This window comes from Streptomyces sp. CMB-StM0423 (genome assembly GCF_002847285.1).
GTDB lineage: Bacteria > Actinomycetota > Actinomycetes > Streptomycetales > Streptomycetaceae > Streptomyces.
Map to the genome: position 1 here is coordinate 6489287 of NZ_CP025407.1, position 13162 is coordinate 6502448.

General features: G+C 73.4%; 16 protein-coding genes. 9 read left to right on the top strand and 7 right to left on the bottom strand.

Going from position 1 to position 13162, the window contains the following annotated elements:
- The first annotated feature begins 102 nt into the window (after positions 1–102).
- From hisD to hisF, 8 genes are read left to right on the top strand one after another with little or no spacing between them, the layout of a single operon-like run.
- Positions 103–1446 carry a histidinol dehydrogenase gene (gene hisD, locus CXR04_RS28210; RefSeq protein WP_101425048.1) on the top strand — a complete coding sequence of 448 codons (1344 nt, stop codon included), beginning with the start codon at positions 103–105 and terminating at the stop codon, positions 1444–1446.
- Positions 1443–2549, top strand: a complete 1107-nt coding sequence (locus CXR04_RS28215) for a histidinol-phosphate transaminase (RefSeq protein ID WP_101425049.1) — start codon at positions 1443–1445, stop codon at positions 2547–2549. The genes hisD and CXR04_RS28215 overlap by 4 nt, the downstream gene beginning before the upstream one ends.
- Positions 2546–3139 (top strand): imidazoleglycerol-phosphate dehydratase HisB, encoded by a 594-nt coding sequence (gene hisB, locus CXR04_RS28220; protein ID WP_101425050.1) that lies wholly within the window; start codon positions 2546–2548, stop codon positions 3137–3139. The genes CXR04_RS28215 and hisB overlap by 4 nt, the downstream gene beginning before the upstream one ends.
- Positions 3139–3303, top strand: coding sequence for a hypothetical protein (locus CXR04_RS35350; protein ID WP_199850547.1), 165 nt, complete (start codon positions 3139–3141; stop codon positions 3301–3303). The genes hisB and CXR04_RS35350 overlap by 1 nt, the downstream gene beginning before the upstream one ends.
- On the top strand, positions 3300–4043 hold the full coding sequence (gene hisH / locus CXR04_RS28225) for an imidazole glycerol phosphate synthase subunit HisH (protein WP_101425051.1): 744 nt from the start codon (positions 3300–3302) through the stop codon (positions 4041–4043). Before CXR04_RS35350 ends, hisH begins: the two co-directional genes overlap by 4 nt.
- Positions 4043–4783 carry a bifunctional 1-(5-phosphoribosyl)-5-((5-phosphoribosylamino)methylideneamino)imidazole-4-carboxamide isomerase/phosphoribosylanthranilate isomerase PriA gene (priA, locus tag CXR04_RS28230; protein ID WP_101425052.1) on the top strand — a complete coding sequence of 247 codons (741 nt, stop codon included), beginning with the start codon at positions 4043–4045 and terminating at the stop codon, positions 4781–4783. Before hisH ends, priA begins: the two co-directional genes overlap by 1 nt.
- Positions 4783–5205 carry a RidA family protein gene (locus CXR04_RS28235; protein ID WP_101425053.1) on the top strand — a complete coding sequence of 141 codons (423 nt, stop codon included), beginning with the start codon at positions 4783–4785 and terminating at the stop codon, positions 5203–5205. Before priA ends, CXR04_RS28235 begins: the two co-directional genes overlap by 1 nt.
- The gene (hisF, locus tag CXR04_RS28240; RefSeq protein WP_101425054.1) at positions 5202–5990 is read left to right on the top strand and encodes an imidazole glycerol phosphate synthase subunit HisF; all 789 of its coding nucleotides are present in this window, start codon (positions 5202–5204) and stop codon (positions 5988–5990) included. Before CXR04_RS28235 ends, hisF begins: the two co-directional genes overlap by 4 nt.
- A 21-nt stretch (positions 5991–6011) precedes the next feature.
- Here hisF and CXR04_RS28245 read toward each other — a convergent pair whose 3' ends face one another.
- Both CXR04_RS28245 and CXR04_RS28250 read right to left on the bottom strand, forming a co-directional pair.
- Positions 6012–7115 (bottom strand): ABC transporter substrate-binding protein, encoded by a 1104-nt coding sequence (locus tag CXR04_RS28245; protein WP_101425055.1) that lies wholly within the window; start codon positions 7113–7115, stop codon positions 6012–6014.
- Positions 7116–7166: 51 nt separating this feature from the next.
- Complete coding sequence (locus CXR04_RS28250) at positions 7167–7796, bottom strand: TetR/AcrR family transcriptional regulator (protein WP_101425056.1); 630 nt, start codon at positions 7794–7796, stop codon at positions 7167–7169.
- 111 nt (positions 7797–7907) lie between these two features.
- On the opposite strand from CXR04_RS28250, the gene CXR04_RS28255 reads away from it, so the two are divergent.
- Positions 7908–9080 (top strand): thiolase family protein, encoded by a 1173-nt coding sequence (locus tag CXR04_RS28255; RefSeq protein WP_101425057.1) that lies wholly within the window; start codon positions 7908–7910, stop codon positions 9078–9080.
- Positions 9081–9230: 150 nt separating this feature from the next.
- Here CXR04_RS28255 and CXR04_RS28260 read toward each other — a convergent pair whose 3' ends face one another.
- The 5 genes from CXR04_RS28260 to CXR04_RS28280 all read right to left on the bottom strand — a co-directional run bounded on the left by CXR04_RS28260 (position 9231) and on the right by CXR04_RS28280 (position 12982).
- Positions 9231–9842: a dihydrofolate reductase family protein gene (locus tag CXR04_RS28260; protein WP_101425058.1), complete on the bottom strand. Its 612-nt coding sequence runs from the start codon at positions 9840–9842 to the stop codon at positions 9231–9233.
- 72 nt (positions 9843–9914) lie between these two features.
- Positions 9915–10757 (bottom strand): helix-turn-helix domain-containing protein, encoded by an 843-nt coding sequence (locus tag CXR04_RS28265; protein WP_101425059.1) that lies wholly within the window; start codon positions 10755–10757, stop codon positions 9915–9917.
- Positions 10758–10816: 59 nt separating this feature from the next.
- A complete protein-coding gene (locus CXR04_RS28270; RefSeq protein WP_101425060.1) occupies positions 10817–11227 on the bottom strand; it encodes a tetratricopeptide repeat protein in 411 nt (136 codons plus the stop codon).
- A 1-nt stretch (position 11228) separates the two neighbouring features.
- Positions 11229–11879 (bottom strand): FMN reductase, encoded by a 651-nt coding sequence (locus tag CXR04_RS28275; RefSeq protein WP_101425061.1) that lies wholly within the window; start codon positions 11877–11879, stop codon positions 11229–11231.
- A complete protein-coding gene (locus CXR04_RS28280; protein WP_101425062.1) occupies positions 11879–12982 on the bottom strand; it encodes an LLM class flavin-dependent oxidoreductase in 1104 nt (367 codons plus the stop codon). The genes CXR04_RS28275 and CXR04_RS28280 overlap by 1 nt, the downstream gene beginning before the upstream one ends.
- Between the last annotated feature and the right edge of the window lie 180 nt (positions 12983–13162).

A 13162-nucleotide genomic window follows, 5' to 3' on the forward strand; every position in this document is an offset into this window, starting at 1 on the left:
GGCACACTGAACGCTAGTACCAGGTACTGACAGTGACGATTTTGCGGTCCAGCCTGTGGACAACCGGGCCGCGGCCCTGGGCCGTCTGAGAGACTTGGACACGTGATCTCCCGAATCGATCTGCGCGGCTCCGCCGCCGCTTCCGGCGCAGGCGGCGGCATCGACCGCGACCTGCTGCCCCGTGCCGAGCTCGACGTCGAGGCCGCCCTGGAGAAGGTGCGCCCGCTGTGCGAGGACGTCCGGCATCGCGGCACCGCGGCGGTGATCGAGATCACAGAGCGTTTCGACGGAGTGACGCTGGAGCGGCTGCGGGTGCCCGCGGAGGCGCTCCGGCGCGCGCTGGCCGAGCTGGACCCCAAGGTGCGCGCCGCGCTGGAGGAGTCGATCCGCCGCGCCCGCATCGTCCACCGCGAGCAGCGCCGCGCCGACACCGCGGTGCGGGTCGTCCCCGGCGGGACGGTCACGGAGCGCTGGCTCCCGGTCGCCCGCGTCGGGCTGTACGTGCCGGGCGGCCAGGCCGTGTATCCGTCCTCCGTCGTCATGAACGTGGTGCCGGCCCAGGAGGCGGGCGTGCCGTCGCTGGCCGTCTCCTCGCCCCCGCAGAAGGACGTGCCGAACTCGTGGGGTGCGGGCCTGCCGCACCCGACGATCCTCGCCGCCTGTGCCCTGCTCGGCGTGGACGAGGTGTACGCGGCGGGAGGCGCCCAGGCCGTCGCCATGTTCGCGTACGGGACGGACGAGTGCGCCCCCGTCGACCTGGTCACCGGCCCGGGGAACGTGTATGTGGCCGCCGCCAAGCGCCTGTTGAAGGGCCGTATCGGCATCGACGCCGAGGCCGGCCCCACCGAGATCGCCGTCCTCGCCGACGACACCGCGGACCCCGCGTACGTCGCCGCGGACCTCATCAGCCAGGCCGAGCACGACGAGCTGGCCGCCGCCGTGCTGGTCACGCCGTCGGAGCGGCTGGCCGAGGCCGTCGAGGCCGAGCTGAAGACGCAGGTGGCCGCGACCCGGCATGTCGAGCGGATCACCGCAGCGCTGGGCGGCCGGCAGTCCGGCATCGTGCTCGTGGACGACCTGGAGGCCGGCCTGCGCGTCGTCGACGCCTACGCCGCCGAGCACGTGGAGATCCAGACCGCCGACGCCGCCGCGCTCGCCGCCCGGGTGCGCAACGCCGGCGCGATCTTCGTCGGCCCGTACGCCCCGGTCTCGCTGGGGGACTACTGCGCCGGCTCGAACCACGTGCTGCCCACCGGCGGCTGCGCCTGCCACTCCTCTGGGCTGTCCGTGCAGTCCTTCCTCAAGGGCATCCACGTCGTGGACTACACGCGCGACGCCCTCGCCGAGGTCACCGCGCACGTGGTGAACCTCGCGGAGGCCGAGGACCTGCCCGCCCACGGCGCCGCGCTGAAGGCTCGTTTCTCATGGAAGGTGCCGCAGCCGTGACCGCGATCGACGACCTGCCCGTCCGCGAAGAACTGCGCGGCAAGTCCCCGTACGGCGCGCCCCAGCTCGACGTGCCCGTCCGGCTGAACACCAACGAGAACCCCTACCCGCTGCCCGAGCCCCTGGTCAGGCGCATCGCCGAGCGCGTCACCGAGGCGGCCCGCCGGCTCAACCGCTACCCCGACCGGGACGCGGTCGAGCTGCGCACCGAGCTGGCGCGCTACCTGTCGCGCACCGCGGGCCACGAGGTGACCACCGCCCAGGTGTGGGCGGCCAACGGGTCCAACGAGGTCATCCAGCAACTGCTGCAGACCTTCGGCGGCCCCGGCCGCACCGCCATCGGCTTCGAGCCGTCGTACTCGATGCACGCGCTGATCTCCCGCGGCACCGGCACCGGTTGGCTCTCGGGCCCGCGGCGCGACGACTTCACCATCGACGCCGGCGCAGCCGAGCGCGCCATCGCCGAGCACCGCCCCGAGGTGGTGTTCGTCTGCTCGCCGAACAACCCCACCGGCACCGCCGTGGACCGCGGGACCGTCCTGCGGCTGTACGAGGCCGCGCAGGCGGCGGGTCCTTCGATGGTCGTGTTGGACGAGGCGTACGGCGAGTTCAGCCACCGCCCGTCGCTGCTGCCGCTGATCGAGGGCCGCCCGCGGCTGGTCCTCACCCGCACGATGTCCAAGGCGTTCGGCGCCGCCGGCCTGCGGCTGGGCTACCTCGCCGCCGACCCCGCCGTGGTCGACGCGGTCCAGCTCGTCCGGCTGCCGTACCACCTGTCCGCCGTCACCCAGGCCACCGCGCTCGCCGCCCTGGAGCACACCGATACCCTGCTCCAGTACGTCGAACAGCTCAAGCAGGAGCGGGACCGGCTGGTGTCGGAGCTGACAGCGCTCGGCTGCGAGGTCACCGAGTCCGACGCCAACTTCGTCCAGTTCGGCCGCTTCCCGGACGCGCACGCGGCATGGGAGCGGCTGCTGGACGCGGGCGTGCTGGTCCGTGACAACGGCGTGCCCGGCTTCCTGCGCGTCAGCGCAGGCACACCGGCGGAGAACGACGCGTTCCTCGATGCGGTGCGCGCGCTGAAGAAGGAGAGCAACTCATGACCCGCGTGGGCCGCGTCGAGCGCACCACGAAGGAGACCTCGGTCGTCGTCGAGCTGAACCTCGACGGCCGCGGCGAGGTCTCAGTGTCGACGGGCGTCGGCTTCTTCGACCACATGCTCGACCAGTTGGGCCGCCACGGCCTCTTCGACCTCACCGTCAAGACCGACGGCGACCTGCACATCGACAGCCACCACACCATGGAGGACACCGCGCTGGCCCTGGGCGCCGCCTTCCGGCAGGCCCTGGGCGACAAGCGCGGCATCGTGCGGTTCGCCGACGCCTCCGTGCCGCTGGACGAGTCGCTGGCCCAGGTCACCGTCGACCTGTCCGGCCGCCCGTACCTGGTGCACACCGAGCCCGAGGGCATGGCCGCGATGATCGGCGCGGACTACGACACGACGATGACCCGGCACATCCTGGAGTCGTTCGTCGCCCAGGCGCAGATCGCGCTGCACGTCCACGTGCCCTACGGGCGCAACGCGCACCACATCGTGGAGTGCCAGTTCAAGGCGCTCGCCCGCGCCCTGCGCTACGCGGCGGAGATCGATCCGCGGCAGACCGGTATTCCGTCGACCAAGGGCGCGCTGTAATGAACGGCCTGTCGATACTGCTGATCTTCGTGGGGCTCTTCCTGCTCGGCGGCGTCATCTCCTTCATCAAGCAGGGCCAGTCGAAGAACGTGATCGCCGTGCTCGCCATCGGCGCCGCGATGGCGCTCGCCGCGGGCGTCCTGCGGCTGGGGGTGTGGGGTTGACCGACCGCGCCGCGTCCACCGCTCCCACCGCCTCCGCCGGGCCCGGGGCCACGGCGCCGCCGGTCGCCGTACCCGCCGCCCGCCGCCGCGAGGGCGGCGCTGGCGGGCGCAAGAGCGTCGTCGTCTTCGACTACGGCTTCGGGAACGTCCGCTCCGCCGAGCGGGCCGTCGCCCGCGCGGGCGCCGAGGTGGAGATCACCGGCGACTACGACCGGGCGATGGCCGCCGACGGCCTGCTGGTGCCCGGCGTCGGCGCCTTCGCCGCCTGCATGGGCGGGCTGAAGGAGGCCCGCGGCGACTGGGTCGTCGAGCGCCGGCTGGCCGGCGGCCGGCCCGTACTGGGCATCTGCGTCGGCATGCAGATCCTCTTCGAGCAGGGCGTCGAGCACGGCGTACGGACCGACGGTATGGGGGAGTGGCCCGGCACGGTCGAGGCGCTGCAGGCAGACGTCGTGCCGCACATGGGCTGGAACACCGTCGAGATCGCGGCCGGCTCCCGGATGTTCGCGGGCATCGACGCCGGGGAGCGCTTCTACTTCGTGCACTCCTACGCCGCCCGCCGCTGGGAGCTGGAGGTGCACAACCCGCGCATCTCCCCGCCCGCCGTCACCTGGAGCACCCACGGCGAGCCGTTCGTCGCAGCCGTCGAGAACGGACCCCTGTGGGCCGCCCAGTTCCACCCCGAGAAGTCCGGCGACGCCGGTGCCCTCCTCCTCAAGAACTGGATCGAGACCCTCTGATGACGCCCCGCGAGATGACCACCGCCCTGGAGCTGCTGCCCGCCGTCGACGTCCGCGACGGCCAGGCCGTACGCCTGGTGCACGGCGAGTCCGGCACCGAGACCGGCTACGGGGACCCGCTGGAGGCCGCGCTCACCTGGCAGCGCGCCGGCGCCGAGTGGCTGCACCTGGTCGACCTCGACGCCGCCTTCGGCACCGGCGACAACCGCGCCCGTATCGGCGAGGTGGTCGCGGCGATGGACCTCAAGGTCGAGCTGTCCGGCGGCATCCGCGACGACGCGTCGCTGGCCGCCGCCCTCGCCACCGGCTGCACCCGCGTCAACCTCGGCACCGCCGCCCTGGAGTCCCCCGAGTGGGTCGCCCGGGTCATCGCCGAGCACGGCGACCGCATCGCCGTCGGCCTCGACGTCCGCGGCACCACGCTGCGCGGCCGCGGCTGGACCCGCGACGGCGGCGACCTGTACGAGACGCTGGCCCGGCTCGACGCCGAGGGCTGCGCGCGCTACGTGGTCACCGACATCAACAAGGACGGCACCCTCCAGGGCCCCAACCTGCCACTGCTCCGCGACGTCTGCGCCGCCACCGACCGGCCGGTCGTCGCCTCCGGCGGCGTCTCCTCCCTCGACGACCTGCGTGCCCTCGCCACGCTCGTCCCGGAAGGAGTCGAAGGGGCGATCGTCGGGAAGGCGCTCTACGCGAAGGCGTTCACGATGGAAGAAGCGTTGGAGGCGGTGTCCTGATGGCCGGTGGCGGCGCACGTCGTATCTCGTCCGGAGCCCCCTGGGAGGAGGAGTTCGGCTACTCGCGCGCGGTGGAGCTGCCCAACGGCCTCGTGCTGGTGGCCGGCTGCACGTCCGTCGTGGACGGCGTGATCGTCGGCGAGGGCGATCCGCACACCCAGACGATGACCGCCTTCGGCGTCGCGTTCGAGGCGCTGAAGAGGATCGGCCTGGAGCGCGAGGACGTCGTGCGGACCCGGATGTTCCTCACCCACGCGCGCGACGTGGAGGCGGTCGGCGGGGCGCACAAGGAGCTGTTCGACGCCATCCGCCCCGCCGCCTCGCTGATCATCGTCTCCGGCTTCGTGGACTCCCGGCTGGTCGTCGAGGTCGAGGTCGAGGCGTACCGCCCGGGCGGCTCCCGGGAAGCAGCCGGCGCATGAGCCTGGCGGTACGGGTCATCCCCTGCCTGGACGTGGACGGCGGCCGGGTCGTCAAGGGCGTCCACTTCCAGAACCTGCGCGACGCCGGCGACCCCGTCGAGATGGCCAAGGTGTACGACGCGGAGGGCGCCGACGAGCTGACGTTCCTCGACATCACCGCGTCCTCCGGCGACCGCGAGACGACGTACGAGATCGTGCGCCGCACCGCGGAGCAGGTCTTCATCCCGCTCACGGTCGGCGGCGGCGTACGTACGGTCGCGGACGTGGACCGGCTGCTGCGCGCGGGCGCCGACAAGGTCGGCGTCAACACCGCGGCGATCGCCCGGCCGGAGCTGATCCGCGAGATCGCCGAGCGCTTCGGCAGCCAGGTGCTGGTGCTCTCGGCGGACGCGCGGCGCTGCGGCGACGGCGCGGCGACGGCCTCGGGCTTCGAGGTGACGACCCACGGCGGGCGGCGCGGCACGGGCCTCGACGCCGTCGAATGGGCCGAGCGGGCAGCCGGGTTGGGCGCGGGCGAGATCCTGCTCAACTCGATGGACGCCGACGGCACCAAGGACGGCTACGACACGGAGATGATCGCCGCCGTCCGCAAGCGCGTGACGGTCCCCGTCATCGCCAGCGGCGGCGCGGGCCGCCTCGACCACTTCCCGCCGGCGATCGACGCGGGCGCGGACGCGGTGCTGGCGGCATCGGTGTTCCACTTCGGGGACCTGCGGATCGGCGAGGTCAAGGAGACGCTGCGCACCGCGGGCCGTGCCGTACGGGCCACGCCGCCCCGGGGCTGAGCGGCGCCCGCGGCCGCGGGCTCAGCCGCTGTGCAGGACCCGGAAGCGGCCGGGCTCGGCCGGATCCCGGTCGACGACCTGGACCGGCGGCCAGGCCCACTGCCACACGTCGATGCCGGGCACCCGCGAGAACTGTATCGGCCCGCGGGTCCCGTCGACGGAGACGTCCCCCCAGGCGGCGGCACGTGCGTCCGCCCCGCCACGGAGCACGGCGGCGAGGACGGCGAGCGTGTCGTAGCCCTCGAAGGCGACGAACGAGGGCTCCCCGTCGAGCCGTTCGCGCAGCGCCGCCCCGACCCGTACGCCGAGGGGCGTCAGGCGCTCCGGCAGATAGCGCAGGAACGGGACCCCCGCTCCCTCGGCGCCCAGCAGCGCCGCCCACTCGGCGAACTCCGGCTGTCCGGCGGGGGCGCCGAGCAGCAGCCCGGCCAGCCGCGGGTCGCGGCGTACGGACCGCACGAGCGGCACCGCGGGCTCCGGGTGGCCGACGAGCAGCAGGAGGGCCGTCGCGCCGCTGGCGGCGAGCGCGTCGCACAGGGCCTCGGGGGTGAGCGCGCCCACGTCCAGCTCGACCACCGTGCCGCCGTGCGGGGCGAGCCGGTCGTGCAGGATCCGGGTCCCGGACGCCCAGTACACGCTCGGCTGGGCGGCCACGGCGAGGCGGCGGTGGCCCGCGCCGAGGAGGTAGTCCGCGTACAGCCGCCAGCCGTGGGACTGCGCCGGGGCGATCCGCGCGATGCCGTCGGCCGGTTGCTCGGTCAGCGCGTCCAGGACCGCGGACGAGCACAGGAACGGCACGCCGAGGGCGTCGGCCCGGGAGGCGGCGGTACGGGCGACGACGCTGTGGTACTCGCCCGCAAGCGCGGCGACGCCCAGCCCGGCCAGCTCGTCCACCGCCGCCGCGGCCCGCCGCGGATCGGCGGCCGTGTCCCGTACCAGCAGCTCCAGGGGGCGCCCGGCGATCCCGCCGGTGTCGTTGATCTCGCGGGCGGCCAGTTCGAGCCCGGCGACCAGATGCCGGCCCGCCTCGGCCCAGCCGGGCGGGGTGAGCGGGGCGAGGGCGCCGATGCGCACGGGCTCGTCGTCTCGTCGCGGCGTGGGCGCCTGGGTGACCATGGCGGCCATTGCACAGGTCAACGCCCGCGCCGGCAACCGATTATCAGTCCGCGGACCGGCTCACCCGGCGCGGCCGGCGGGCGCACCCGGCAGCGCCGCCACCAGCCGGTCCACCTGCCGCAGCGACGCCGCCAGCACCGCGTCCGGGTCCGGGGCGTGCGCCACCGCCATCGCGCACTCGCAGAGCGCCCCGAAGACCACCGACGCCATCGCGTCCAACTCCACCTCCGCCGCGGCGTCTTCACCGCCGTCCCGGCCCGCGCCGACCGCCTGCGCCAGCCCGCGCCGCGTCATCGCCCGGCAGTCCGCCTGCACCTCGCGCATCACGGCCCAGCCGAGCGCCCCCGGAGCGTCGAGCAGCGTGATCCGCTGCGTGCCGGGCTCGATGGAGCCGGTGAGGAACGCGCGCTGGCCCGCGCGCAGGCCGTCCCACGGGTCCGGGCAGGCGCGGAAGGCGTCGGCGATGGAGTCGCGCAGCCGGTGCTGCTCGGCCGCGTAGACGGCGTGGAAGAGGGTCTGCTTGTTACGGAAGTGGTGGTAGAGCCCACCCTTCGTGATGCCCGCCAGGGCGCAGATCGCGTCGAGGGAGGCGGCGGCGTAGCCGTCCCGGGCGAAGTGCGCGCGAGCGGCGCCGACCAGGTCCTTCGTCGTCGTCGCCGTGCGCTCCTGCTGCGTTCTGCGGGTCTTCATACGCGCATTCTAGGCGGGGTACCCTGTACATACGTACTCCCGGTATGTAACTCTGCGGTAGCCAGGCCAGGCCGAGAACCTGACGCCCAGAGCGAGAGGGGCCCGACGCCCATGACCACCACCGCAGTCGTCGTCGACGCCGTCCGCACGGCCTCCGGCAAGGGCAAGCCGGGCGGCGCCCTGTCCGGCGTCCACTCCGTCGACCTGCTGGCCGAGGTGCTGCGCGCGCTCGTCGACCGCAACGGGCTCGACCCCGCGCGGCTCGACGACGTGATCGCCGGCTGTGTCACCCAGGCCGCCGACCAGTCGTTCAACATCGCCCGCAACGCCGTGCTCGCCGCCGGCTTCCCCGAGTCCGTGCCCGGCACCACCGTCGACCGGCAGTGCGGCTCCTCGCAGCAGGCCGCGCACTTCGCGGCGCAGGGGGTGATGGCCGGGGCGTACGACATCGCCGTGGCGGCCGGCGTCGAGTCGATGAGCCGGGTGCCGATGGGCACCGCCGCCGTGGGCCGCGACCCGTTCGGCGACCGGCTCGCCGCCCGCTACCCCGGTGGGCTGATCGCCCAGGGCCACTCCGCGGAGCTGATCGCGGCGCGCTGGGGGCTGGGGCGTACGGAGCTGGACGCGTTCTCGGAGCGCTCGCACCGGCTGGCGGTACGGGCCTGGGAGCGGGGCGCCTTCGACGCGGACGTCGTGCCCGTGGGGGAGCACCGCAAGGACGAGACCGTACGGCCGTCGACGTCCCTGGAGGGGCTCGCCGCGCTCAAGCCGTCCTTCTACGACCCGGCCGTCGCCGCGCGCTTTCCCGAGATCGGCTGGCACATCACGCCCGGCAACTCCTCGCCGCTCACGGACGGCGCCTCCGCCGTGCTGATCACGAGCGAGGAGCGGGCGGCCGAGCTGGGCCTCACGCCGCGGGCGCGGTTCCACTCCTTCGCGGTGACCGGCGACGACCCGGTGCTGATGCTGATGGGCGTCGTACCGGCGACGCGCAAGGTGCTGGCGAAGGCGGGGCTGACGATCGGCGACATCGACGCCTTCGAGGTGAACGAGGCGTTCGCGCCGGTGCCGCTGGCGTGGCAGCGCGACATGGGGGCGGACCCGGAGCGGGTCAACGTCCACGGCGGCGCGATCGCCCTGGGCCACGCGCTGGGCGCGTCGGGCACGCGGCTGCTGGGCACGCTGCTCGGCGCGCTGGACGCGGTGGACGGCCGCTACGGGCTGCAGGTGATGTGCGAGGCGGGCGGCCTGGCGAACGCGACGATCGTGGAACGCCTCCGGTAGCGCGGCGCCGCGGAGGTTCCGCCGACGGCCATCGGCCGGCGGACCGGGCACGGTGCGACCGCCGGCCCGTTCCGCCGGAACGGCGGTGCCGGCGTCGCCGGACCGGGCACGGGTCGGTCGTAGCCGCGAAAGGAACCGGGGGGACAGACCCTAGCGGCGTACCTTGAACCTCAGGTGCAGCACTCCTTCGCCCTGGATGACGACGTGCGGATCCTCCAGCAGTTGCTGCCCGTGGATGCCGCCGAAGTAGCGTCTGCCCGATCCGAACACCACCGGGACCACGTCCATCGCCACCTCGTCCACCAGCCCGGCCGCGAGCGCCTGGGCGCCCGCTTCGCCGGCGTTCACCGCGACGACCCGCTCCCCGGCGAGTGCCCGGGCCTTGTCGATCGCGCCCGGCACGCTGTCGACGAAGTGGCAGGACGACTCGGGATGCCACCCCTGCGGCTTCGGCCGGTGGGAGACCACGACCACGTGATCGCCCGCGGGCGGCCTGCCCTCCCAGCCGTTCACCTGGTCGAACAGGGTGCGGCCCATCACGATCGTGCCGATCGACTCCCACATCGACCGGATGTAGTCCGCCGACGCGCGCGAGACCTTGAAGCCGGTTGCGGGGCCGGAGTGGTCGAACTCCCCCTCCCCGTTTGCGACGATGGGGACGTCCCCGCCGAAGTACCAGTCGTGCAGGGGACCGACCTCGCCCTTCTCATCGGCGATGAAACCGTCCACCGACACCACGCTGTGCATGATCACCGTGCCCACGGGCTCTCCTCGACGTGTCCTTGCGGGTTTCCGCGATCTTCCCGCACCGCGGGGACCCGGGCATGTAAGAAATCAATCGGCGGGCATCGGGCCGAGGTCCTGCGGATCCCGCCCGTCGGTGGGGAACCGGCGCCGCAGCGCCAGGTACTCCGTGGGAGTGTGGCCGGTGAAGTCCTTGAACTCCCTGCTGAAGTGGGCGTGGTCGAAGTAGCCGGCGGTCTGGGCGTGACCTGACCAGTCGACCGGGCGCAGGGCGTCCACCGACACGATCAGCCGCGCAAAGCGGTAGATCCGCGCCATCCGCTTCGGGGTGACACCCACATGGGTCCTGAACAGGCCGGCCAGATGATTGCCGCTCACCCCGGCGGCATCGGCCAGCGCACGGACCGCGACCGTGCCGTGCGAGGTCTCCAGCCACCCGCCCGTGTGCCGGACCAGGTCGAGACCGCGCGCAGGGGCCTCGGCCAGATGCGTACGCAGCTCCTCCTCCACGACCCGCAGCGTCTCGGCGGCCGGCGCGGCGTCGCCGGCCCGGTTCCGGATCCGGTCCGCGGAGCGTCGCCAGACGGCGTCGAGCGGTGCCCACCGGTTGCGCAGTTCGGCCGCCGGTATGCCGAGGAACGGCGACATGCCCCAGGGTTTGAAGTGCACCCCGACGAGCCGCACACGCGGGGGGTACTCGAAGAGGAAGCGCCGGGTCCATACGCCCATGAACCACCCGTCCGTCAACAGCGCCGACGGTACCGAAGGGTCCGAGTCCCACAGCCGGACGGGCCCGCCGAGGTGCAGGAACAGGTGTGCCGACGGCATCGGCGGGACGTTCATCAGCCGGTGCCGCGGCACCCCGGTGAGGCAGTAGACGTCGTCGACGAACCGGTCGAGCGGCGGAGCGGGCACGCGGCCGACGTATTCCACGGGCCCAGTATGGCGGGCCGGGCCGTGTTGCGGCCCGGCCCGCCGGCCGGCGCTCGCCGCTAGGCGCCGAGCGCCTCCGCCGTGCGGAGCGCGCCCGCCGCCTCGTTCTCGCGGCCCTGGCGCTGGAGCGTGCGGCCCAGCATCAGGTGGGCGTAGTGCTCGACCGGGTCGCGGTCGAGGACTGCGCGCAGCTCCGTCTCGGCGCGGGTCAACTGCGCGGAGTGGTAGTACGCCCGGGCCAGCAGCAGCCGGGGCGCGACCTGCTCGGGGTACTCCTCGACCACCGCGGTCAGCAGCTTCGCCGCCCCCGCGTAGTCCTTCGAGTCGAAGAGGGCCCCGGCCCGCTCCCAGCGGGACGCCGCGTCCTCCGCCCCGGGCGCCGCGAAGATGTTCAGCGCGTCGCTCCAGCGGCTGGCGGCCGGCTCGCCGTCGGGACCGAAGGCGTTGAAGCCCCGGAACTCCTCGCTCATGTCACTCCTTCCGGATCTCCGGCCGCAGCGCGGCCAGTTGCTGCTCGAACGGGACCACCTGCTCGGGACCGCCGGCCGCCGGGCGCGGCTGCCGGCCGTGCATCAGCTCGGCCAGCTCGCCCGCCGCGCGGGCGATCCGGGTGGGCAGGGTGTCGGTCAGCGGGTCGCCGGTGCCGCCCCAGTCGTCGGCCGCCGCGTACACCGCGGTGGGGACGACGACGGACCGCAGGTAGGCGAAGAGCGGCCGCATGGCGTGCTCCAGCACCAGCGAGTGCCGCGCCGTCCCGCCGGTCGCCGCGACCAGCACCGGCTTCCCGGCCAGCGCACCGTCGTCCGCCGCCCCGATCACGTCGAAGAACGACTTGAACAGTCCGCTGTACGAACCGGAGAAGACCGGCGTCACGGCGATCAGGCCGTCGGCGCCCGTCACCGCGTCGATCGCCTTGGCGAGGTCCGCGGACGGGAAGCCGGTGACCGTGTTGTGGGCGATGTCGGCGGCCAGGTCGCGCAGCTCGACCACCTGCGCCTCGACCTGCCGGCCGTCGTCGGCCGGCTGCCGCCGTACCGCCTCGGCCAGCCGGTCGGCGAGCAGCCGGGTGGACGAGGGCACGCTCAGCCCGGCCGACACCACGGTCAGCTTCAGCGCGGTCACTACGCCACCTCCTCCTCGTCGCTCTGCTCAGCGGCGGCCGCCGCCACGCGGGCCGCGTGGGTCGGCGCCTCCGGCACGGACGCCGGGCGGTTCTTCGCGAACTCCGCGCGCAGCACCGGCACGACCTCTTCGCCGAGCAGGTCCAACTGCTCCAGCACGGTCTTCAGCGGCAGGCCCGCGTGGTCGAGCAGGAAGAGCTGCCGCTGGTAGTCCCCGAAGGACTCGCGGAACGTCAGCGTCTTGTCGATGACCTCCTGCGGGCTGCCCACGGTCAGCGGCGTCTGCTCGGTGAAGTCCTCCAGCGAGGGCCCGTGCCCGTACACCGGCGCGTTGTCGAAGTAGGGCCGGAACTCCCGTACCGCCTCCTGCGAGTTCTTCCGCATGAACACCTGCCCGCCGAGGCCGACGATCGCCTGCTCGGGCGTGCCGTGGCCGTAGTGGGCGTAGCGCGTGCGGTACAGCTCGATCAGCCGCTGGAAGTGCTCCTTCGGCCAGAAGATGTTGTTGGCGAAGAAGCCGTCGCCGTAGTACGCGGCCTGCTCGGCGATCTCCGGCGAGCGGATGGAGCCGTGCCAGACGAACGGGGGTACGCCGTCCAGCGGGCGCGGGGTGGAGGTGAAGCCCTGCAGCGGGGTGCGGAAGCGGCCCTCCCAGTCGACGACGTCCTCGCGCCACAGCCGGTGCAGCAGCGCGTAGTTCTCCACGGCCAGCGGGATGCCCTGCCGGATGTCCTGGCCGAACCAGGGGTAGACGGGCCCGGTGTTGCCCCGGCCCATCATCACGTCCACCCGGCCGTCCGCCAGGTGCTGGAGCATCGCGAAGTCCTCGGCGATCTTCACCGGGTCGTTCGTGGTGATCAGCGTGGTGGACGTGGACAGGATCAGCCGCTCCGTGCGCGCCGCGATCCAGCCCAGCATGGTGGTGGGGGACGAGGGGACGAACGGCGGGTTGTGGTGTTCGCCGGTGGCGAAGACGTCGAGACCGACCTCCTCGGCCTTGAGCGCGACGGCGGTCATGGCCTTGATCCGCTCGTGCTCACTCGGCACCCGACCCGTGGTGGGGTCCTGGGTGACGTCGCCGACACTGAAGATCCCGAACTGCACCGGACTCACCCTCTCCGTGGTTGAAAGCTCAATCACACCGAAGAACGTGTGTCTGCGCAACCCTATTCCCCGCCATGTCGAGGCAGGTCGGAGCCCTGGCGGGAGTCCGTGCCGGGGCCGCCGCCCGGGGCGAACGGGCGGTCCGGCGGCCGGCGGCACCGCGTAGCGAAGCCGGCCGGT

Bases quoted from the DNA above. Each gene is read 5' to 3' on its own strand.
- priA (WP_101425052.1), top strand. From the start codon at position 4,043: ATGACGCCCCGCGAGATGACCACCGCCCTGGAGCTGCTGCCCGCCGTC.
- CXR04_RS35350 (WP_199850547.1), top strand. From the start codon at position 3,139: ATGAACGGCCTGTCGATACTGCTGATCTTCGTGGGGCTCTTCCTGCTC.
- CXR04_RS28250 (WP_101425056.1), bottom strand. From the start codon at position 7,796: ATGAAGACCCGCAGAACGCAGCAGGAGCGCACGGCGACGACGACGAAG.
- hisF (WP_101425054.1), top strand. From the start codon at position 5,202: ATGAGCCTGGCGGTACGGGTCATCCCCTGCCTGGACGTGGACGGCGGC.
- CXR04_RS28245 (WP_101425055.1), bottom strand. From the start codon at position 7,115: ATGGCCGCCATGGTCACCCAGGCGCCCACGCCGCGACGAGACGACGAG.
- hisB (WP_101425050.1), top strand. From the start codon at position 2,546: ATGACCCGCGTGGGCCGCGTCGAGCGCACCACGAAGGAGACCTCGGTC.
- CXR04_RS28255 (WP_101425057.1), top strand. From the start codon at position 7,908: ATGACCACCACCGCAGTCGTCGTCGACGCCGTCCGCACGGCCTCCGGC.
- CXR04_RS28270 (WP_101425060.1), bottom strand. From the start codon at position 11,227: ATGAGCGAGGAGTTCCGGGGCTTCAACGCCTTCGGTCCCGACGGCGAG.
- CXR04_RS28235 (WP_101425053.1), top strand. From the start codon at position 4,783: ATGGCCGGTGGCGGCGCACGTCGTATCTCGTCCGGAGCCCCCTGGGAG.